The 20,320-nt window shown below is 72.9% G+C and carries 18 protein-coding genes; 8 read left to right on the top strand and 10 right to left on the bottom strand.

Annotated features, from left to right (window positions below):
* Positions 1–67 precede the first annotated feature (67 nt).
* The 7 genes from CcI49_RS02430 to CcI49_RS02405 all read right to left on the bottom strand — a co-directional run bounded on the left by CcI49_RS02430 (position 68) and on the right by CcI49_RS02405 (position 8,512).
* Positions 68–490, bottom strand: a complete 423-nt coding sequence (locus tag CcI49_RS02430) for a DUF3040 domain-containing protein (RefSeq protein ID WP_054565810.1) — start codon at positions 488–490, stop codon at positions 68–70.
* A 192-nt stretch (positions 491–682) separates the two neighbouring features.
* On the bottom strand, positions 683–1,885 hold the full coding sequence (dinB, locus tag CcI49_RS02425) for a DNA polymerase IV (RefSeq protein ID WP_076824232.1): 1,203 nt from the start codon (positions 1,883–1,885) through the stop codon (positions 683–685).
* An 8-nt stretch (positions 1,886–1,893) separates the two neighbouring features.
* Positions 1,894–2,046: a hypothetical protein gene (locus CcI49_RS42410; RefSeq protein WP_162604157.1), complete on the bottom strand. Its 153-nt coding sequence runs from the start codon at positions 2,044–2,046 to the stop codon at positions 1,894–1,896.
* A gap of 101 nt (positions 2,047–2,147) precedes the next feature.
* Positions 2,148–5,444: an error-prone DNA polymerase gene (locus tag CcI49_RS02420; RefSeq protein ID WP_076823913.1), complete on the bottom strand. Its 3,297-nt coding sequence runs from the start codon at positions 5,442–5,444 to the stop codon at positions 2,148–2,150.
* On the bottom strand, positions 5,437–7,149 hold the full coding sequence (locus CcI49_RS02415; RefSeq protein WP_076823910.1) for a DNA polymerase Y family protein: 1,713 nt from the start codon (positions 7,147–7,149) through the stop codon (positions 5,437–5,439). The genes CcI49_RS02420 and CcI49_RS02415 overlap by 8 nt, the downstream gene beginning before the upstream one ends.
* Positions 7,146–7,850, bottom strand: coding sequence for a hypothetical protein (locus tag CcI49_RS02410; protein ID WP_054566533.1), 705 nt, complete (start codon positions 7,848–7,850; stop codon positions 7,146–7,148). The genes CcI49_RS02415 and CcI49_RS02410 overlap by 4 nt, the downstream gene beginning before the upstream one ends.
* The gene (locus CcI49_RS02405; protein WP_235497815.1) at positions 7,841–8,512 is read right to left on the bottom strand and encodes an SAV_6107 family HEPN domain-containing protein; all 672 of its coding nucleotides are present in this window, start codon (positions 8,510–8,512) and stop codon (positions 7,841–7,843) included. Before CcI49_RS02405 ends, CcI49_RS02410 begins: the two co-directional genes overlap by 10 nt.
* A 158-nt stretch (positions 8,513–8,670) precedes the next feature.
* On the opposite strand from CcI49_RS02405, the gene CcI49_RS02400 reads away from it, so the two are divergent.
* The 5 genes from CcI49_RS02400 (at position 8,671) to crtI (CcI49_RS02380) (ending at position 14,172) form a co-directional block, all read left to right on the top strand.
* Positions 8,671–9,609, top strand: a complete 939-nt coding sequence (locus CcI49_RS02400; protein ID WP_054565806.1) for a hypothetical protein — start codon at positions 8,671–8,673, stop codon at positions 9,607–9,609.
* 94 nt (positions 9,610–9,703) lie between these two features.
* A complete protein-coding gene (locus CcI49_RS02395) occupies positions 9,704–10,315 on the top strand; it encodes a GNAT family N-acetyltransferase (RefSeq protein WP_083473122.1) in 612 nt (203 codons plus the stop codon).
* A gap of 140 nt (positions 10,316–10,455) precedes the next feature.
* On the top strand, positions 10,456–11,328 hold the full coding sequence (locus tag CcI49_RS02390) for a carotenoid biosynthesis protein (protein WP_054565805.1): 873 nt from the start codon (positions 10,456–10,458) through the stop codon (positions 11,326–11,328).
* A gap of 74 nt (positions 11,329–11,402) precedes the next feature.
* Positions 11,403–12,608 carry a glycosyltransferase family 2 protein gene (locus CcI49_RS02385; RefSeq protein ID WP_235497814.1) on the top strand — a complete coding sequence of 402 codons (1,206 nt, stop codon included), beginning with the start codon at positions 11,403–11,405 and terminating at the stop codon, positions 12,606–12,608.
* Positions 12,609–12,618: 10 nt separating this feature from the next.
* Positions 12,619–14,172, top strand: a complete 1,554-nt coding sequence (gene crtI / locus CcI49_RS02380) for a phytoene desaturase family protein (protein WP_076823908.1) — start codon at positions 12,619–12,621, stop codon at positions 14,170–14,172.
* A 19-nt stretch (positions 14,173–14,191) separates the two neighbouring features.
* Here crtI (CcI49_RS02380) and CcI49_RS02375 read toward each other — a convergent pair whose 3' ends face one another.
* Positions 14,192–14,989 carry a CDP-alcohol phosphatidyltransferase family protein gene (locus tag CcI49_RS02375; RefSeq protein WP_054565803.1) on the bottom strand — a complete coding sequence of 266 codons (798 nt, stop codon included), beginning with the start codon at positions 14,987–14,989 and terminating at the stop codon, positions 14,192–14,194.
* Here CcI49_RS02375 and CcI49_RS02370 point away from each other — a divergent pair.
* The gene (locus CcI49_RS02370) at positions 14,952–15,203 is read left to right on the top strand and encodes a hypothetical protein (RefSeq protein ID WP_006540910.1); all 252 of its coding nucleotides are present in this window, start codon (positions 14,952–14,954) and stop codon (positions 15,201–15,203) included. The genes CcI49_RS02375 and CcI49_RS02370 overlap by 38 nt on opposite strands.
* 244 nt (positions 15,204–15,447) lie before the next feature.
* Here the strand turns inward: CcI49_RS02370 and metF are convergent, their stop codons facing one another.
* Positions 15,448–16,350, bottom strand: a complete 903-nt coding sequence (gene metF / locus CcI49_RS02365; protein ID WP_054565802.1) for a methylenetetrahydrofolate reductase [NAD(P)H] — start codon at positions 16,348–16,350, stop codon at positions 15,448–15,450.
* A gap of 101 nt (positions 16,351–16,451) precedes the next feature.
* On the bottom strand, positions 16,452–17,138 hold the full coding sequence (locus tag CcI49_RS02360) for a hypothetical protein (protein ID WP_083749274.1): 687 nt from the start codon (positions 17,136–17,138) through the stop codon (positions 16,452–16,454).
* A 341-nt stretch (positions 17,139–17,479) separates the two neighbouring features.
* Between CcI49_RS02360 and crtI (CcI49_RS02355) the strand changes: the two genes are divergently transcribed.
* Both crtI (CcI49_RS02355) and CcI49_RS02350 read left to right on the top strand, forming a co-directional pair.
* Positions 17,480–19,000 carry a phytoene desaturase family protein gene (gene crtI, locus CcI49_RS02355; RefSeq protein WP_076823905.1) on the top strand — a complete coding sequence of 507 codons (1,521 nt, stop codon included), beginning with the start codon at positions 17,480–17,482 and terminating at the stop codon, positions 18,998–19,000.
* 139 nt (positions 19,001–19,139) lie between these two features.
* The gene (locus tag CcI49_RS02350; protein ID WP_054565800.1) at positions 19,140–20,315 is read left to right on the top strand and encodes a MoxR family ATPase; all 1,176 of its coding nucleotides are present in this window, start codon (positions 19,140–19,142) and stop codon (positions 20,313–20,315) included.
* Positions 20,316–20,320: the final 5 nt, after the last annotated feature.

The following is a 20,320-nucleotide window of genomic DNA, read 5'->3' as shown; positions in this document are numbered from 1 at the left end:
GCTGAAGCCGGCTCACAGCCCAGGTCTCGGCTCACAGGTCTCGGCGCTCACAGGTCTCGGCCTCGGCTCAGGAGCCGTCTTCCCAGCGCCGGCGCCAGCGCTCCTCGACCCGCTCCATGAACGACGAGGACGAGCGAGGCTGGCGCTGCCTGCCGCCGGGCCTGCCTCTCGCCCCCGGGGTACGACGCCCGGTGTCAGGCCCACGCCCGCTCATCCGCCGCAGGTCCGCAGCGCCCCGAAGAGCCGCGAAGAGCATCATCGCGAACCCCAGGATCCCCAGGATGACCGTCAGAGGCACCTGGTTGAGGACAACCCCCACGACGAGGACGACGAGACCGAGGACGAACACCCCCGCACTGCGCCGAACCCGCCGGAGCAGGTAAGTCCGGGGATTCGTCGAACGGACCGTGCTCGCGAACTTCGGATCGTCCTCGACGAGAGCGCGCTCGATCTGCTCCAGTAGGCGCTGCTCGTTTTCCGAGAGCGGCATCGACGCTCCTCCCACGACCTTCAGGCCCGCCGGACGGAACCTGACACCCAAGAATAGGCATGTGCGGGGCCGAGGCGGTAGGCAACTGGTCATGCTGTGTCCAAGCAGGTTCGAACCCTTACCGACCAGAGCGATTCGGCGTACTGGCGTCTTGCCCGGGCCGGCCGCGTTCATGCCAGGCCCATCCTACGATCATGGGCGGACGATCATCACCGTCCGGTGTTCGGACGGAGATGCCAGCAGTGATGCGGGCTGGACGGATCCGTCCCCGAACCGCCGGTGTGCCCCGTCGGTAGCCCGGTCCACGTCCGCCCAGCGTGCCGGTTGTTCGTCGAAGGTCAGCTGACGCCCCGCCCGCGCGGCCGCCGCCAGGCCGGAAGCCCGCACCCCCACCAGCCGTACCCGTGGCCGCTGGGTGCCCCACAGCTCGTCGAACAGCTCCCGGGCGGCACGGTAGACCAGCCAGGTGACGTCGGTCGGCTCGCGCAGCGTACGCGCTCGGGTGACAGTGGTGAAGTCGGCGTAGCGGACCTTGATCGAGATGTTGCGAGCGACCTGGCCACGCCCGCGCAGCCGGCCGGCGACCCGGGTGCAGAGCCGGAGCAGCTCTCGTGCCAGCGGTTCGGGCTCGGCCAGATCCGCCGGGAAGGTCTCCTCCGCGCCGATCGACACCTCGGTGCGGTCCGGGTCGACCCGGCGGTCGTCACGGCCGTGCGCGAGTGCGATCAGATGATCCGCGGCACCCGCTCCCAGCGCCCTGCGCAGCGTGTCCGCCGGGGTCCGTGCAATGTCGCCGATGGTGCGCAGCCCCAGCCGGGTCAGCGTCTCCTCGGTGCGCGGCCCCACTCCCCACAGCGCCGCCGTCGGCAGCGGGTGCAGGAAGGCGAGCACCTCCTCGGGACGCACCACCGACAGTCCGTCCGGCTTGCAGCGGGTCGATGCGATCTTCGCGACGAACATCGAGGGCGCCACCCCGATCGAACAGGTGAGCCCCTGCTCCGCGGCGATGCGCGCCCGGATCGCCCGCGCGATGTCGACCGGGCCGCCGAACAGCCGCCGCGCCCCGGCGACGTCCAGAAACGCCTCGTCCAGGGAGATGGGGGCGACGAGCGGGGTCAGGTCGCGGAAGACGCCCATGATCGCGCGAGAGGCCTCGCGGTAGCGCCCGTGATCGGCGGGGACGACGACCGCCGCCGGGCACATCCGGCGCGCCTGCGCCATCGGCATGGCACTGCGTACCCCGAAGGCTCGGGCCTCGTAGGTCGCGGACAGCACGACGCCGCGGTCACCACCCCCGACGATCACCGGTCGCCCGCGCAGCCCGGGAGTGTCCCGCACCGCCACCGAGGCGAAGAAGGCGTCCATGTCCACGTGCAGGATGGGGCATTCCGGCAGGCCCGGTCCTAGCGCGGCAGCAGCAGACCGATGATCAGGCCGAGGAGGAGCCCCCCGGCCGACAGCCCGGCCAGCCGCCGCAGCCAGGTGTTCCGCTGTCGCAGCAGAGGGCTCTTCGCTTCCGCTGCCGCCTGCCGGTCGTCCATACGAGTCACAGCCACCAGAAATCACCACTCTCGGTAATCACCCCACCCGCGAAAGTAACTGATGGTGACTGAGTCTGTGACTGTATGCAAGGGCTGTGCCGGCCGGAGCCGCGCCGTCATCGGAAGTCCCTGGACCGCCGGCCCACGGCCAGTGGCAGCGGCCGCAGGCTCTCGGCGATCACGTTCACCACACCCTGCGCGCTCTCCAGCCGGCCCCGCACGATCAGGGCCGGTGCCGACCGGGCCACCGACCGGTGCCTGGCCCACACCCCACGAGAACAGATGATGTTCACCAGGCCGGTCTCGTCCTCCAGGCTCAGGAAGGTCACGCCCCCCGCGGTCCGCGGACGCTGCCGGTGCGTCACCACCCCGGCCACGAGCACCCGCCGGCCCCCGCCGAGATCCCGCAGCCGCCGGGCGACCACGACTCCCAGCTCGTCCAGCCGGCCGCGGACAAGCTCGGTGGGATAGCAGCCCGGGGTTATCCCGGTCGCCCACAGGTCGGCGACCACGGTCTCCGTTGTGGTCATCCCCGGCAGCGCGGCGGCGACGGCCGACACGTCCGCGCCGAACACCATGCCGTCGAGCCGGCCCGGACGAGCCTGGGCAACCGCCCCGGCCGCCCACAACGCCTCCCGCCGGGCCAGCCCGAAACAACCGAACGCCCCGGCCGTCGCGAGGGCCTCGATCTGCTCGCTCCGCAGCCCCACCCGGCGCACCAGATCGCTCATGTCCTGGTAGGGACCGCACGCGCGGCGTTCGGCGACGATGCGTTCGGCCAGCGCGTCGCCCAGCCGCCGGACCCCGGCCAGACCGAGCCGCAGCGCCGCAGGCGAGCCGACCAGGGTCACCCCCGCCTCGGACGCGTTGAGATCCGGCCCGTGCACGACGACACCATGCCGACGTGCGTCGGCGACCAGGCTCTGCGGCGAGTAGAAACCCATCGGCTGCGCGTTGAGCAACGCGGCGCAGAAAGCCGCCGGGTAATACAGTTTCACCCAGGAGCTGGCATAGACGAGGAACGCGAAACTCACCGAATGACTCTCCGGGAAACCGAAGTCCGCGAAGGCCGCGAGTTTGGCGTACAGATCGTCCGCCACCGCCCCGGTGATACCGTTCACCGCCATTCCCGCGTAGAAACGGGTCCGCAGCCGGTCGATGCGCTCCGTGGCGCGTTTGGCCCCCATGGCCCGCCGGAGCTGGTCGGCCTCGGCGGGGGTGAACCCGGCCACGTCGATCGCCATCTGCATGAGCTGCTCCTGGAACAGGGGCACCCCGAGCGTCTTCTCCAGGGAACGGCGCAGCAGCGGATGCGGGTAGACCACCTCCTCCGCTCCGTTGCGACGTCGGATGTACGGATGCACCGAGCCGCCCTGGATGGGCCCCGGCCGGATGAGGGCGACCTCGACGACCAGGTCGTAGAACCGCCGCGGGCGCAGCCGGGGCAGGGTCGACATCTGCGCACGGCTCTCCACCTGGAAGACCCCGACGGAGTCGGCCGCGCACAGCATGTCGTAGACCGCTGGATCCTCCGGCGGTATCGAACCGAGATCGAGCTGCCGGCCGTGATGCGTGCGGATGAGGTCGAAGACACCGTGCAGCATCGACAGCATGCCCAGGCCCAGCAGGTCGAACTTGACCAGCCCGGCCGCGGCGCAGTCGTCCTTGTCCCACTGCACCACCGTGCGCCCCGGCATGCGGGCCCACTCGACCGGGACCACCTCCGCGACCGGACGATCACAGATGACCATCCCGCCGGAATGGATCCCCAGATGACGGGGGAACCCGAGAAGCTGGCCCGCCAGATCAAGCACCTCGGCCGGAATCCCCGCCGACGAGTCGGGTGCCTCGATGCCGGCACCGGCGCCACCATCGGCATCGGCCCTGGTGTCGGGCCGGTCGGCGGGATGGGCGGGGCGTGGCATCCCCCGGTCGATCTGCCGTGACCAGGCGTCCTGCTGGCCGGGCGAGAAACCCAGTGCGCGGGCGACATCACGCACCGCGGACCGCGGCCGATAGGTGATCACATTCGCGACCTGCGCGGCCCGGTCCCGGCCATAGCGCCCGTAGACGTACTGGATGACCTCTTCCCGGCGCCCCGACTCGATATCGATATCGATATCCGGAGGGCCGTCCCGCTCAGGCGCGAGAAATCGCTCGAACAGCAGGCCGAAGGAGACCGCATCCACATTGGTGATGCCAAGCGCGTAACAGACCGCCGAGTTCGCCGCCGAGCCGCGCCCCTGACAGAGAATATCGCTTCTCCGGCAGAACTCGACGATATCATGGACAATCAGAAAATAACCCGGAAAACCCAGCTGCTCGATCACCTTGAGCTCGTGGACAAGCTGGTCGTAGGCCCCCGCGACCCGCTCGGCCTGCGCGGGGCCGTAGCGGCGGACGGCGCCCTGCATGGTCAGCAGCCGCAGCCAGCTCGCCTCGTCATGCCCGGGGGGAACGGGGAAGTCCGGCAGCCGCGGCGCGACCAGATCGAGACCGAACGCGCATTCCGCGCCGATCCGGGCCGCGGCATCGACCGCCCCCGGATAGCGCCCGAACCGGGCGGCCATCTCCGGGCCGGACCGCAGGTGAGCCGTGCCGGCCGCGGGCAGCCAGCCGTCCATCTCGTCCAGGGACCGCCGGGCCCGCACGGCCGCCATGGTCGCGGCCAGCCGCGCCGACGCCGGCGTGGCGAAGTGGACGTTGCCGGTGGCGACGACCGGCAGCCCGGCGTCCCGCGCGAGCTCGACGAGAGCGTCGTTGCGGGCCGAGTCGAGCGGGGCGGCGCGGTCCCACAGCTCGACGGCCACGTTCTCCCGGCCGAACAGACCGACGAGCTCGTCGAGGGCACGGCGGGCCACGTCCACCCCCCGCTCGGCCACGGCCATCCCCCGCTCGTGTTCCACAGCCGGTTCTCCCGCGGCCAGCGCACGCGGGACAGCGCCCTTGCGGCAGCCGGTGAGGATCTGCCAGTGCCCTCCGCTGGCCGCCGCGAAGGCCTCCACCTCCGCGATCATGATTCCCTTCTCCCCGCCGGCCAGATGCGCGTCGGACACCGCCCGGGACAGCCGGCGGTACCCCTCCGCGTCCCGGGCGAGGATGACGAGGTGGGTCGCGTCCGGATCCGCCGCCCCGTCGCGGGGGGCCGGGGATCCGAACGAGACCTCCGTGCCGAACACGGTGGGCAGCCCCGCGGTCGCCGCCGCCTCCGCGAACCGGACGGTGCCGTACATCCCGTTGTGATCGGTCAGCGCGAGGGCTGACAGGCCGAGCCGGACGGCCTCCGCGACCAGATCCTCGGGCTGGCTGGCGCCATCCAGGAAGCTGAACGCCGAATGGCAGTGCAGCTCCGCGTAGGGCACCACCGGCACCTGGGGTTTCGCAGTCAGCTTCTCAACCAGCCTCTCAGTCATAGGTGGCCTCCAACCACCAGCGGCCGATCTCCACGAAGAGCAGGGACGCTGACCCGTCCGCCGCCACCAGCTGGAAGCGGGCACGGCGCCGACCGACGGCCGGATCCCACCAGCGCTCGTCCACCGGCCATGGGCCCGCCCAGCCCGTGATCCGGGTGGGTGCGGCTCCGTCGACCGACAGCCAGGCCGGGCTGGCCGTCACCGTGCAGCGCCCGCTGACTCCGACGGGTTCTCCGCCCTCGTCGAGGACGAGCGCGGGCAGCGGTTCGTCGTGCACCGTGGCCGGCGCGGGCGCGGGAACTGCTCCCGGCCAGGGCGGAGCCCCCTCTCCACGGGCCCGGCCGCAGCCGCCCGGGCGCCCACCATGGATGCGCGGGCCTCCACCGTGGCCGCGAGGCCGGCCGGCCTTCGCCGGTTCCCGCGAGCCCGCCGGTTCCCGCGGCTTCGCCGGTTCCCGGGACTCGCCAGGTTCCCGTAGCTCCGCAGGCTCCCGGGGCTCTCCCCAGGGAACCAGCCGCACCCGCCGGGCCGGATCACGCCCGCCCTCGACCACGGGGATGGTGACCGCGCCCGGACCGAGCAACCCCTGGACGCGGGTCAGAGCCCGATCCACCCGGCCGGACGCGGCCCCGGGCTCGCCCCAGAGCCCGAGCTGACGACCATCCCCCGGCAGCAGCCCTTCCGGGGTGACCCGCACGAGCACCAGCCCGGATGTCGGCCGCCCGGTGGGGCCCGGTTCCTGTGCGGTGCCGGTCAGCCATCCGTCGAGCTGCCAGCGGACCCGGTCGGTGATGCCGGCGACGGACAGCGGCCCGTCATGCCGCCAGACCCGCTGCCGCCGTTCCCCGTGCTCCGTCTCCGCCTCGATGACGATCCGCGTGCAGGCGAGGCCGCTGTCACGCAGCCGCTCCTGGGCCTGCTCGGCGAGCCGGCGTGCGGCGAAGGCAGCCTGCTCCACCCGCTCCGCCGGCGCCTCGAACTCCACGGACACGCTCAGGTCGACCGGTCGCTCACGGGGTGCGAGTGGCCGCTCGTCCTCCCCGCGGGCAAGCCGGTGCGCCACAGCGCCATCCGGACCGAACCGCGCCAGCACGTCGGCCGCGGGCAGCCCCGCGAAGGCGCCGAGCGTGGCCAGGCCGAGCCGACGCAGGACGTCGACCAGCTCCGGCCGGTCGAGCAGCTCCACGGGCAGCGGGGCGAGGAAGCCCGGAGTACCGCCGGGAGGGACGATCCGACCCAGACGGGCGGCCGCCAGCGCGGCGAACGGACCGTCGGCGACACCGACCCGGACGACCGCCTGAAGATCCGCGCTTTCAAGGCACGCCTCGACCGCGCGCCGCACCTGGGCGGCCGCCACACCGTCGCCGCCGAAGTAGCGGGCGGCGCCTCGGGAACGGACCAGGCAGTCGCCGGGCCGCACCACCTCCGCTCCGGGCACCACGCCTTCGACAGTCGCCACGACCGGTTCGAAGGTCCGGGCGTCCCGGTCCGGATCGGCGGGCACGAGGACCAGGTCAGGGCAGCGCGCCTGTGCCTCCCGCCGCCGCAGCCCCGGGTGCACCCCGCGGGCCTGGGCCGCCGGACCGGCGCTGTGAACCTGGTTGGCGGCGAGGACAGCCACCGCCTCACCCGGCCGCCGGCCGGCCGCGACGGCGGGCCAGTCCGGGATGTGCACCGCGAGCATCCGAGTCGACACGGGCCTCATCCCGCCCCGGCGGCCATCGGCAGCACCGTCACCGTCTCCGCCAGTTCCGCGGGCATGCCCGGCAGGGCCGGCCCGACCAGATGCCCCGGCCCCGCCAACCACACCTGCCGGGGCCGGCTGGCCGCCCCCCGGCCCTCCACCCGGACCAGGGCGCTGTGGCCACGTAGATGCCCATGGCCCTGCCCCAACCCACTCCAGCGCCGGGCGACCACCGACAGCCGCAGGTCTGCCGCCTCCCAGTCGCCCGCGACCAGCAACAGGGCGCCCCGTTCCCGGGCTCGGGCCGCGAGCCTGCGGGCGTCAGAACCGTTCCCGCCCCGGGGTGGCCGCAGGACCACGATGTCCATTGCGTCGAGCAGGGCCGCGACGACCACCGGCCACCGCGGCCCGGGATCCGCCACCACGGCCAGCCGCTCCGGTACGACTCCCGCCTCGATGGCGGCCAGCATCCCCAGTGACCGGTGCCCCACCACCCCGCACCAGGCACCCGCCTGGGAGGGCTCGGCCAACAACGTCAACAACAACGAGGACGACCCGCTGACGCTGACCGTCGTGCCGCGCCGCAGACCGCCCGCGGGCAGCACCCGGGCCAACGCCGGCAGCACCGGGAGAAGCCGCTCACCGCCCGCGCCGGCCCGCGCCACACCGGCCCGCGCCGCCGCCGGGTGGGCCACGATCTGCTGAAGCGCACTCAGCGCCACGTCCACCCCTCGGAGGATTCGGCCTGCGTCAACGACGGCTGGGAGGGCACGCCCAGCGCCGCCTCGACGATCCCGAGGAAGATCTCCACCTGACGAACAAGATCATCGGCATCCCTGGCCGTCACGACGGCGAGCCCGGCCTCGGCCGCCGCGCGCCGGCCGGCGCCTTCGGCGAAGAACGCCGCCCACTCCTGGAGCTCCGGAGCCACCACCGCCAGCAGCTGCCAGGCACTCGCCGGACGGCCCCGATGCCCCGGACGGGGCTGGGCCCGGGCGGCGAGAACAGCGGCGGCGACCCGCAGCGCGGCCAGATGCGCCAGCGCGTAACGCTCGCCGGGCCGACGCGCGAAGGCCGCCTCGGCCAGCCCACGCCGCGCCGAGGCGAGAAGCTCGTCCCGGGAACGCCGCGGCAACCCCGCGGCGGGGAGCATGGTTCGACCAGCGGGCCGCCCGGGCACCTGCCCGGGCGCGGTCGGCGCGCCCCCGCGAGAAGCCACCGCGGCACCGGATGAGCCTGGCCGGTCGACACCACCAGGCCCGCTCACCGGTGCGCCACCACCCACCGGGCTCCGGCCGTCAGGTTCCCCGCCGCCCCGGCCACCGTCGTGCTCGCCACCAACCGCCGCGCACCCGTCGACGGTGTTCCTTCGAACCGCGCCCATGGGGATCACCTCTCAGGTACCGGCCTCTCGGACGTCAGCCCGCCCACCCATTCGGACGTCGAACACACGTTCGAATATAGTAGTGGCCCAACAGAACGTCAACCGCCGGCGCGGCACACCATCGGGCCAGGCGGCGGGGCGAGGCGACCGACAGATCGATGGAGGCGGTGAAGGCCTGCATGTTCGTCACCTTCGACCTCTGGCATGTCCCGAGGCGCCGGGCTGCTCAGGCGGCGGCCCGCATGGCCCTCGACCGTCCGCGGCTGCGGCAGGCGTCCGGGCTGACCTTCAGCAGGCTGCTGGGCACCGGCGGCGGCCGCCGTTTCACCCCTCTCGACGCCGACCCGTCCCGGTGGGCTCTGCTGGCCGTGTGGGACACACCCGCGGCGGCGCGGGCGTTCGAGCGTTCGAGCACGATCCGCGCCTGGGCGCGGCTGGCCGACGAGCGCTGGCGGGTCGACCTGCGTCCGCTGCACTCCCGAGGGCTGTGGTCAGGGCAGGCACCGTTCGGGCCACAGCCCGGCGCCGGCTCGGGTCGCCCACCGGTACACGACCGCCACGACGCACCGGTGGCCACGCCGGCAGGCGACGCACCGGCAGGCGACGCACCAGCAGGCGACACGCCGGCTCGTGACACGCCTGTGGTGGCCCTCACCCGGGCCCGGCTCGCGCCGCGGCGGGCCGTGCTCTTCTGGCGCGCCGTACCGCCGGTGGCGGCGGAGCTCCGCGACGCCGACGGGCTGCTGTTCACCGCCGGTATCGGCGAGGCCCCGATCGGCTACCAGGGCACCTTCAGCGTGTGGCGGGACAGCGCCGCCCTGCGCGCCTTCGCCTACCAGGGGCGGGCCCACGCGGCGGTCGTCCAACGAACTCCCCGGGAACGCTGGTACGCGGAGGAGCTGTTCGCCCGTTTCGCCGTGCTCGGCTCACACGGGACGGTCCGGGGCACGGACCCCTGCGCGGGCCGCCTCGGGGCGACGGCACGACTGCCGACGGCACATGTGACCGATGACGCGACGGAGCGCCGCGGGGAGCACACAGACGAGCATGGGGCGGATGCTCCGCGCACACCCGACGCCGCTGATGGCGGGTCGTAATAGCACTGTTCGCCAGACCGGTCCCCGCCAACGGGCAACGAGCGTCCGCGGCGCGTTATCGTCGGATGGCCCGGTGCGACAGGAGGCGAGGCTCGTGACCGACGTCCGGATCGTGCGGTGGTCACCGGCTCGGATGCGGGCTCGGCTTGACGACGTCATCGGCGTCTACAAGGCGGCTTTTCTCGACGAGCACGAGGACGACCCGGTGCGGGCCGCGCGGGACCGCGCGACCCACGCCCGACGCCACTTCGACCGCGGTGACCTGCGCGCCGTCGTCGCGCTCACGCCGGACGACCAGGTCGTCGGCATGACCTACGGGCTGCCCGGCAAGGTCGGCCAGTGGTGGCACGACGTGGTCGCCGCAGCACTCCCGCCCGACGACGCCGTCCGTTGGCTCGCGGACTGCATGGAGGTGGTCGAGCTTCACGTGCTGCCCGGCTACCAGGGCCGCCGGATCGGCCGTGACCTGCTGCAGGAGCTGCTGCGCGACGTCCCGCAGCGCACGGCGGCACTGTCCGCGCTCGAACTGCCCGGCAGTCGCGCCCGCCGCCTGTACGCCAGCGAGGGCTTCGTGCCGTTGCTGTCGCACTTCCGCTTTCCCGGCAGCTACACCGAGTACGCCGTGCTCGGTAAGGATCTGTCCGGGCCGGCCGTGCGTACCTCGTCCGCGCAGACCACAACCGGGCAACCGGCCCAGGTGCCTTGAGCCGGTCGGCACCAACCGGCTCCGACCCGCACCGTCCCGGCCCACAGCACACCCGCCCACAGCACACCGGCCCCAGGCTTCGTCGTGGGGTGGTGTGGCGTTCCGGCGTCTCCCGCCCAGCCTGGCCGGGCGGGAGCACCGTGCTGCCCTGGCTGGCGGCAGCGGCGACCATCGGGCTCCAGATCTGCTATCCCCTGACGTCAGGGGATCAACGCGCAACCGTCACCGTGCTCTCCGTGTTGGCTTTCTGCACCGCGTCGGTAGGCGCCGCCGCAGCCGCGCAGGGCCTCGGCCGGGCGGTGGCAGCGGCGTCCGTGGCGAGCGCGACCGGCCTGATCGCCGAGTCGGTCGGGGTCCACACCGGCTGGCCGTTCGGGGACTACACCTACGGCGGAGCGCTCGGCCCGAAGCTGGTCGGAGTCCCGGTCGTGGTCCCGCTCGCGTGGACGATGATGGGCTTGCCGGCACTGGCCCTCGGCCACCGTTGCGCCGCCCGCCTGCGTGCCGGAGCAGGCGCCGGCACGCGATGGGCCGTGACGGCGCTGGTCGGCGGCGCCACCCTCACCGCCTGGGACTTCTTCCTCGACCCTCAGATGGTGGCCGAAGGCTACTGGTCGTGGTCGTCCGGCGGTCCCGCGATCAACGGCATCCCGGTGAGCAACGCCGCCGGATGGTTGCTGGTGGGAACCGTCCTCACCGGCGCACTCGCCGCGCTGCCCGACCGCGCGACCGCCAGCCGCTCCACCTCTGGTCCCACGGCCGCCAGCCACACAGCCGCCGGCCCCGCAGGTTCCAACAGCACAGGCTCCAACAGCACAGGCTCCGACCGGTTGCCGATGACGCTGCTGGGCTGGACCTACCTCTCCTCGGTGCTGGCCAACCTGGCCTTCTTCGGGCGTCCCGGGGTCGCCCTGGTCGGCGGGGTGGCGATGGGCGTCCTCCTCGGGCTCGGYGTGCTGCCAGGCCGCCGTGGCGCCGCCCGTGGCGGGAACCTGGCACGCTCCGATGCGTGAGCACAGGCCGGACCAGGAGACGACAGGCAGACCACCACATCACGCCTTCCCCGCCGCGGGCGGTGGCCCGGGCCGTGGCACGTTCCGGCGCCGTCGGCGCGCTGGTCGTCGCAGCCCACACGGCGGTGAACGCGTGGCTGCTGCGCGGCCCGGCGGGCAGTGTCCCCGTCCGGGAGCGCGTCAGCGTGGTGCTGCCGGTGCGGGACGAGGCCGACCGGGTGCACACCTGCCTGACAGCCCTGCTGGCCTCCCGGGACGTCGCCGACCTCGAGGTGCTCGTCTACGACGACCAGTCGTCCGACGGGACGGACACGATCGTGCGCAAGCTGGCCGCCGAGGACCCACGCCTGCGGGTCCTGACCGGGCCCGAACCGGGACCAGGCTGGCTGGGAAAGCCGCACGCCTGCGCCCGGGCCGCCCGCGAGGCCACCGGCACGGTGATCGTCTTCGTCGACGCGGACGTCACGGTGGCACCGCACGGGGTGGCCCGCGCCGTCGGCCTCCTGCGCGGCGCCGGGCTCGACCTCGTCTCGCCCTACCCCCGCCAGGTCGCCGTCTCGGTGCCCGAACGGCTCGTCCAGCCGCTTCTGCAGTGGTCGTGGCTGGCGTTGCTGCCACTGCGCGCCGCGGAACGCTCCGCGCGGCCGTCGCTGACCGCGGCCAACGGCCAGTTCCTGTGCGTGGACGCGGCGGCCTACGCCCGGGCCGGCGGGCATGCGGCCGTGCGTGGCGCGGTCCTCGACGACCTGGCACTGCTGCGCGCGGTCAAGCGCTCCGGCGGGCGGGGGGTGGTGGCCGACGGCACCGATCTCGCGACCACCTGGATGTACGACGGATGGGCGCCGCTGCGCGACGGCTACGCCAAATCGCTGTGGGCGGCGGGCGGGAGCCCCGCCGCCAGTCTGGGGCAGCTGGCCGGCCTGGGCTGGCTGTTCGTCGTGCCGGCCGTGGCCGCCCTGCGCGGCTCCCGGCTCGGTCTGGCCGGCTATCTGGCCGGGGTGGCGGGCCGGGTCGTCGCGGCCCGGCGCACCGGCAGCCGCAGCTGGCCGGACGCACTGGCCCACCCGGTATCCGTGGGTCTGCTGGGCCAGCTCACCGCGCTGTCGTGGTGGCGGCGCTGGCGGGGCACCGCCCACTGGAAGGGACGCCTCCTGGCCGGGCCGACGCCCGCTGGCCGGGCCCTCGACCGGCCTCACCAGGCCTTGACGGGCCTTGACCGGCGGCGGCCTGACCGCAAGGGACAGAGCGACCAGAACAGACGGGACGGGGCCCGCGCATAGGGTCGACCACGTGGCAACGGTGGTCGTGGTCGGAGCGGGTGTCGGCGGGCTCGCCGCAGCCGCCCGGCTGGCCGCCGCCGGCCACCGGGTCACCGTGTGCGAGGCCGCCGACCAGATCGGCGGCAAGCTCGGCTGGTACGAACGCGACGGCTACGGATTCGACACCGGCCCCTCCCTGCTGACCATGCCCGCGGTCTTCGAGGACCTGTTCGCCGCCACCGGCGGCCCGCTCGGCGACGTCCTCACCCTGCGCCGTCTGGACCCGATCGCCTCCTACCGTTTCGCCGACGGCACCGTGCTGGACGCACCCGCCGACGAAGCCGCGTTCCTCGCCGCTCTGGACGCGCGTCTCGCCCCCGGCGCCGGCGACGAATGGCGCCGCCTGGACGATCGGGCCCGGCGGGTCTGGGAGGTGTCGGAGCAGCCGTTCCTGCGCAGCCCGGTGTCCCTGCGGGCGCTGGCCTGGATGGCCGTGCGCCGGCCGGGCGCGCTGGCGACAGTCGCGCCCGCGTCCACGTTGCGCGGGCTCGGTCGCCGTCACCTCACCGACCCACGGCTGCGCATGATGCTGGAGCGCTACGCGACCTACACCGGATCGGATCCGCGGCGAGCTCCCGCGGCCCTGGTCACGGTGCCGCACGTCGAGCGCCGCTTCGGCGGCTGGTACATCCCGGGTGGGCTGCGTCTGCTCGGGCACGCGATCGCCGCGCGGGCGACCGAGCGTGGGGCGGTGATCCGCACCGGAACCCCGGTCGCGCGGATCTCGCTGACCCCCGGCGGGCGGGTGGACGGCGTCCGGCTCACCGACGGTGTCGTGCTGCCGGCCGACGTCGTCGTCTCCGATGTCGACGCGACGCGTCTCTACGACGGTGCGCCTCCGTCCGCGGAACATCCGGGGCGGCGGGGCACCCGACCGCTCGTCGAGCATCCGGCCAGCCGCCGACGGGTGCGCCGGCTCGCGCCCTCGCTGTCGGGCTTCGTCCTGCTGTTGGCGCTGCGGGGCCGGACGCCCGGGCTGGCCCATCACAACGTGCTGTTCCCCGCCGACTACGACGCCGAGTTCGACGCCGTCTTCGGTGGCAGGCTGCCGTGGGACCCCACCATCTACATAGCGTCACCGGACGATCCCGCCGCCGCCCCGCCCGGTGACGAGGCCTGGTTCGTGCTGGTCAACGCCAGCCCACACAGGGCCTCGGGTAGCTCGGGCAGCCCGGGCGGTGACGCGGAGGTGCGTGCTGGCCTGGACTGGGACCGACCTGGCCTCGCCGACGCCTACGCCCGCCGGATCCTCGACGTTCTCGCCGCCCGCGGCCTCGATGTCCGCGCGCGGGTGCGCTGGTACCAGACGATCTCCCCGGCCGATCTGGCCCGCCGGACGGGTGCTCCGGGCGGCTCGATCTACGGTGTCTCCTCCAACGGACCCCGGTCGGCCTTCCTGCGGCCTCGCAACCAGTCCCCGGTTCCGGGGCTGTTCCTGGTCGGCGGCTCCGCCCACCCCGGCGGGGGCCTGCCACTCGTCGCCCTCTCCGCGAAAATCGTCACCGATCTGGTCGGACCGGCCTGACGCACCCCGCCGGCAGGCCTCATCCGCCGGTCTCACCTGGCGCGGGTGCGCTCGGCCCCGCCACGTCCGGGGCAGCGGCTGTCAACGCCCCGTGCACCGACAGGAGGTACTGGACCAGCCCGACCGCGCACACCGCGAGAGTCGCGGCGGCGCCCGCCGATGCGGCCGCTCCCGCGTGCGCCGGCAGCAGCCCCGCCGCCGCCAGGCCGACAGCCGCGAGAATGATCCTGGTCGGACGCTCCCCGACCGTGACGACACCGATCTCGCCATGACCGGCCCCGGCCGCACGGGCGCGCAGATATTCGAGCATCAGGGCAGCGGCACCCGCCGCGGCCACCAGCTCGCCCGGCGCACCGACCAGCCAGAACGCGACCAGGTAGCCGATGTCGCAGACCCGGTCCGTCGCCGAGTCGAGCAGATAGCCCCAGGCCGTCACCCTTCGCCGCAGGATGGCAACCGCACCGTCGAGGTTGTCCAGAAGCCCGCTGAGGATCACAACCACCGGGCAGACCAGCACCCAACGGGCCCCCGCCCATGCGGCGGGAATCACCGGCGCGGCGGCGACCACCGTCGCCGCCGTCACCGCTCCCGGCGCCACGCCCGCCGCGGCCAGCGGCCTGGCCAGGAGATATGTCAGCCCAAGCCAGAAACGGACCATCCCAGAGCCTGTCCGGGGGTCGTACCCACCGTGCAACGCGGCCCATTCGACCAGGTAGGTCTCTCGATCAGGAACTCGGGTACGCACGTCATCCATCGTGCCCGCGCCGTAGAGTTCCGTCGTGGTATCCGACCAGCCGACCGGTGTCGTCGAGTCCATTGAGGATTTGGACCCGGATCACGCTTTCAGCGCCCATCGCGACCAGGTGGTCCTCGCCGTGCGAATCACCCAGGTGTTCAACACTCTCGATCTCGGTCTGGTCACCGCCGTGGTGGACGCGGCGAACCACGCCGGATTCGCTCTCGTACGGGAGCAGACGTTCCGCGACGAATGGCTACTGTGCGTTTTTGACGCCTACGAGGACCAGGACTGAGCCGACGACTGGGCCGACTCGACGCCCGGAACTCGGTACCGCTGCACTGACCGACCCGGCTGCCGCGCCCGCTTCGGCCCGGACCGCGCGCGCCGGCCCGGGCCCGAGGCTCGGCTGGATTGGGCCTCCGGCAGCGGGTGAGGCGGAGCCAGGTGCCGGGCGGCCGGCGCGCCCGGCCGCCAGTGCCTGGGGGCCGGGGCCCGGCCGGTGCCCGGCCTCCGGCCGTTGCGCTGTCGGCCGGATTTCAGCCGTTGAGCGCCTGGTAGATCTCCCGCGTCGCACCGGAGCGGTTCAGCGTGATGAAGTGAATCCCCGGTGCTCCGCCGGCCAGCAACCGTTCGGAGAGCTCGGTGGCCACCTCGATCCCGATGGCGCGAACAGCGGCCGGATCATCGGCCACGGCCTGCAGCCGGGCAGCAAGATCGGCCGGGAATTCAGCCCCGGACAGCTGCGCCATACGCACGATCTGCGCAACGTTGGTCACCGGCATGACACCGGGAATAATCGGTGCGTCACAACCCAGCCGACGAACGCGCTCGACCAGCCGGAAATAGTCGTCGGCGCCGAAGAAGAACTGGGTGATCGCGAAGTCCGCGCCGGCGTCCAGTTTCTGGACGAGAAAACGCGCGTCCGTCTCCAGGTCAGGAGACCGGGGATGTTTGTCCGGGAAGGCCGCGACGCCGACGCAGAAGTCCCCCAGTGAACGGACCAGCCGGACGAGATCCTCGGCATACGCGACACCGTCGGGATGACGTACCCACTCCGCCTGAGGATCACCCGGAGGGTCACCGCGCAGCGCCAGAACGTTACGTACACCAGCACCGGCATAGCCCCCGATGACCTGCCGCAGCTCGGCCACGGAGTGGTTCACCGCGGTGAGGTGGCCGATCGGCGTCAGGTTGGTCTCGGTGGCGATCCGCTCGGTGACCCGAATGGTTCCGTCCCGCGTCGAGCCACCGGCGCCGTAGGTGACGGAGACGAAGCTCGGCTGCAGCGCCTCGACCTCACGCAGGGCCGTCCACAGCTGCCGCTCGCCCTCGGCCGTCTTCGGCGGAAAGAACTCGAAGGAGAACGACGTCCGCCCCGAGGCCAGGCACTCCGCCACCGTCCTGGCCGTCGTCCTCGCCGCGTTCCCGACTGCTGTCATGCGTGGAACCCCGTCATGAGATACGAGCGTAGTCCCGCAGTGACGCAGACCCGGACCGGGTCCGCCCCGCTCAGATTCCGCCCCGCTCAGATGCGGACCGCTCAGATGCGGACTGGCCCTTGCTCAGAGGCACGCTTGATCCAGATCTTGCCGGCGACACTGCGCGCGAACACCCGCCGCCGGGCCGCGGGCACGTTGGGCAGCTCGACCGACGCCAGCTGCGGGTTCCCGGTCTCCACCTCAACCTCGTAGTCCCCGTCGGGAAGGACGAGGATCACCATGCCCTCGTCGCTCACCGCGGACAGGTTGTCCGGGGGCGCGTCGAAGTGCAGGTTGACGTCGCCGGTGCGGCTACGGGCATTGATCCGGCCGCCGGTGAGCTCCCGCCCGGTGATCCCGCCGCTCTCGGTGACCAGAAGCAGGTCGCCGGCGGAACCCCAGAGCGTGATCTCTCCGGATCTGACCTCCGCCCGGCCCTTCGTCCCTCGCGGCAGCTTCAGCCGGACGACCGCGTCGCTGGAGGTGCCGTCCAGGCGCAGCACGTCGCCCGCACGGGTCAGCACCGGCCGGGTCCGACCCGGCCGGCGGCGCGCGAGGATCTCGACCCGGATGTTCGAACGGTCGTACTCACCGATCTCCACCCGGCCGGCGGCGAGCCGGGCCTCGACGGCCGCCACCCCGTCGACCGTGCTCTCCAGCCGCTCCGGCGGCATGCGCAGCAGGACGAAGGCGCTGCCGGCGACCAGAAGCAGCATGATGCCGAGCGCAACGACCACCAGATCGGACACGACACCTCCGGGCGTGGGAGCCGCGAACCGCGAACCCGGACAGACAGCCCGCAGTTCACAGATCACAGATCGGGACGGTCGAACGCTACCGGTTTCCCAGCCGGTCGGACCGGGCCGGACGTCCCGGCGGGTGGTGAGATGTGCGGCTCCTGCGGCGGTGCCACGACCTGGCGGCAGATCAGCAGGTCGGCGGACCGGCACGGGCCGAGACGACGATTCCCCGCCACGGTCGTCTCAGGGCAGGCTCCGCCCGGAACCCACCGAGGTGGTCCCGCCCGCACCGCCGTCCGTCCTGGTGAAACGCTGGACCTGCGGCAGAGGCGCGGCGGAGAGGACGTCCCATGCGAACAGTGACCGGACCGGCGGAGCATGTCGTGATCGTCGGGGCGGGGTTGGGTGGGCTGTCGGCCGCGCTGCGGCTGACCGGTGCCGGCAGGCGGGTGACCGTACTCGAGCGGGAGGACTCCCCCGGCGGTCGGGCGGGATCGTTGCGGCTGGGCGGCTACCGCTTCGACACCGGTCCGACCGTGCTGACCATGCCGGAGCTGATCGCCGACGCGTTCGACTCCGTGGGCGAGAACCTGGAGAAGTGGCTGACCCTGCGCCGGCTCGACCCGATGTACCGGGCACGGTTCGCCGACGGCTCCGTCCTGGACGTCCGGGCCGACCCGGAGGACACCGAACAGGGGGTGCGGGACCTGTGCGGGCCCGCGGAGGCCGCGGGCTTCCGCCGCTTCACCGACTTCGCCACCCGGATGTTCCGGGCCGAGATGCGGGACTTCATCGACGCCCAGGTCGACTCGCCGCTGGCGCTGCTGCGCCCGTCCCTGGCCCGGGTCGCCGCGCTCGGTGGCTTCCGGCGCCTCGACACCGTGGTCGGGCGGTACCTGCGCGACCCGCGGACCCGACGGCTGTTCTCCTTCCAGGCGATGTACGCCGGTCTCGATCCGCACCGGGCGCTGGCGCTCTACGCGGTGATCTCCTACATGGACTCGGTGGCCGGGGTCTACCACGTCGACGGCGGCCCCCATGCCGTGGCCACGGCCATGGCGGACGCGGCGGCGCGGCACGGGGCGGTCTTCCGCTACGGGTCCGAGGTGAGCCGGGTCGAGGTGCGTGGCGGGCGGGCGGTGGCCGTGCACACGGCCGACGGTGAGCGGGTGCCGGCGGACGTGGTGATCCTCAATCCCGATCTGCCGGTCGCCTACCGTGACCTGCTTCCGCCGTCGGTCGCGCCGGCCCGGCTGGGCCGGCTGCGCTTCTCGCCGTCCTGCTTCCTGCTGCTCGCCGGCGCCCGGGTCGCCCACCCCGAGGCGACGCATCACACGATCCACTTCGGGCAGGCCTGGCGGCGCACCTTCGAGGAGATCATCAGTCGGGGCGAGCTGATGAGCGACCCGTCGTTCCTGGTGAGCACGCCGTCGGTGACCGAGCCCGCGGCGGCACCGGCCGGCGCGCACAGCTACTACGTCCTGTTCCCCACCCCGAACCTCACCGCGCCGCTGGACTGGTCCGTCCTCGGCCCGCGCTATCGCGACGAGGTCGTCGCCGTCCTCGAGCGCGCCGGCTACGCCGACTTCGGCTCGGCGGTCGAGGTGGAGCAGATCACCACCCCGGCGGACTGGCGCAGCCGCGGCATGGCCGCGGGAGCTCCGTTCGCCGCGGCGCACACGTTCTCCCAGACGGGGCCGTTCCGGCCCGGCAACCTGGCACCCGGCCTCGACAACGTGATCTTCACCGGAAGCGGCACCCGGCCCGGGGTGGGGGTGCCCATGGTGTTGATTTCAGGCCGACTGGCGGCGGAGCGGGTCCTCGGCCGTGATCGCGGTTACCGCACCCGAGCGCTGGTCGACATTCCGTGATTCCGCCGTGTGTTCACCAGGATTGCCCGCCGCCATCAGATGACGGAGTTCCTGAAGAGCGCCTTAGAAGAGGCTTCCGACCACACTGTCCCGAGTCCTCGGGCCCTCGATTCCGTCCGTTGTCTGGGAGGATGGACTCATGAACGAGTGGACGACCGATCCCGGCGTGGCGGCATCCGACGTCGAGGCCCGGACGCCCGCCGATCCGCCGGCCCATGACGTGGCCACCGACGCCGCGCTGCTGGAACGGGCGCTCTTCGAGGTCAAGAAGGTCATCGTCGGTCAGGACCACATGGTCGAGCGCATGCTGGTCGCGCTGCTCGCCCGCGGGCACTGCCTGCTGGAGGGTGTGCCCGGCGTCGCGAAGACGCTGGCAGTGCAGACGCTGGCGACGGTCGTCGGTGGCTCCTTCGTGCGGATCCAGTTCACCAGTGATCTGGTCCCCTCCGACATCATCGGGACGCGGATCTTCCGCGGCAGCCGGGAGACGTTCGATATAGAGCTCGGCCCGGTGTTCGCCAACTTCGTTCTCGCGGACGAAATCAACCGTGCACCGGCCAAGGTCCAGTCGGCGTTGTTGGAGGTCATGTCGGAACGGCAGGTATCCCTGGGCGGGGTCACCCATCCGCTGCCGCTGCCCTTCCTCGTTCTCGCGACACAGAACCCGATCGAGTCCGAAGGCGTGTATCCGCTGCCGGAGGCGCAGCGTGACCGTTTCCTCATGAAGGTGACGGTTCCCTATCCGAACGCGGCCGAGGAGCTGGAGATCGTCCGGCGGATGGGGGTGCGTCCACCCACCGCGGAGACCGTCCTCGACCCGGACGCGCTCGTCCGCCTGCAGAACCGTGCGGACGACGTGTTCGTCCACCACGCGATCACCGAGTACGCCGTCCGCCTGGTGCTCGCCACCCGTTCGCCGGCCGAGGTCAACCTGCCCGAGCTCGGCGGGCACCTGGCCTACGGTGCCTCACCACGCGCGTCACTCGGGCTCATCTCCGCCGCGCGGGCGCTGGCGCTGCTGCGCGGGCGTGACTACGTCGTCCCCGACGACGTCGCGGCGGTGGCCCTCGACGTGCTGCCGCACCGCCTGGTGCTCTCCTACGAGGCTCTTGCGGAAGGACTCACCGCCGAGGAGATCGCCCGGCGCATCCTCGGCGCGCTGCCGCCTCCCCAGATCGCCCCCCGCCAGCAGAACGCGGCCGAGCACGGCCTGCACAACGGGCACCGTTCACCGCCGCCGACCCATTCCGGGCGCTGGCACACCGATCCGCGGACCGGCTTCCCCGAGTACTTCGACGGCGGGCCGGCGCGGTGAGACGG

The sequence above is a fragment of the Frankia sp. CcI49 genome, from assembly GCF_001983215.1.
Lineage (GTDB): Bacteria > Actinomycetota > Actinomycetes > Frankiales > Frankiaceae > Parafrankia > Parafrankia irregularis.
This window is presented reverse-complemented; position numbering and strand designations above follow the sequence as displayed.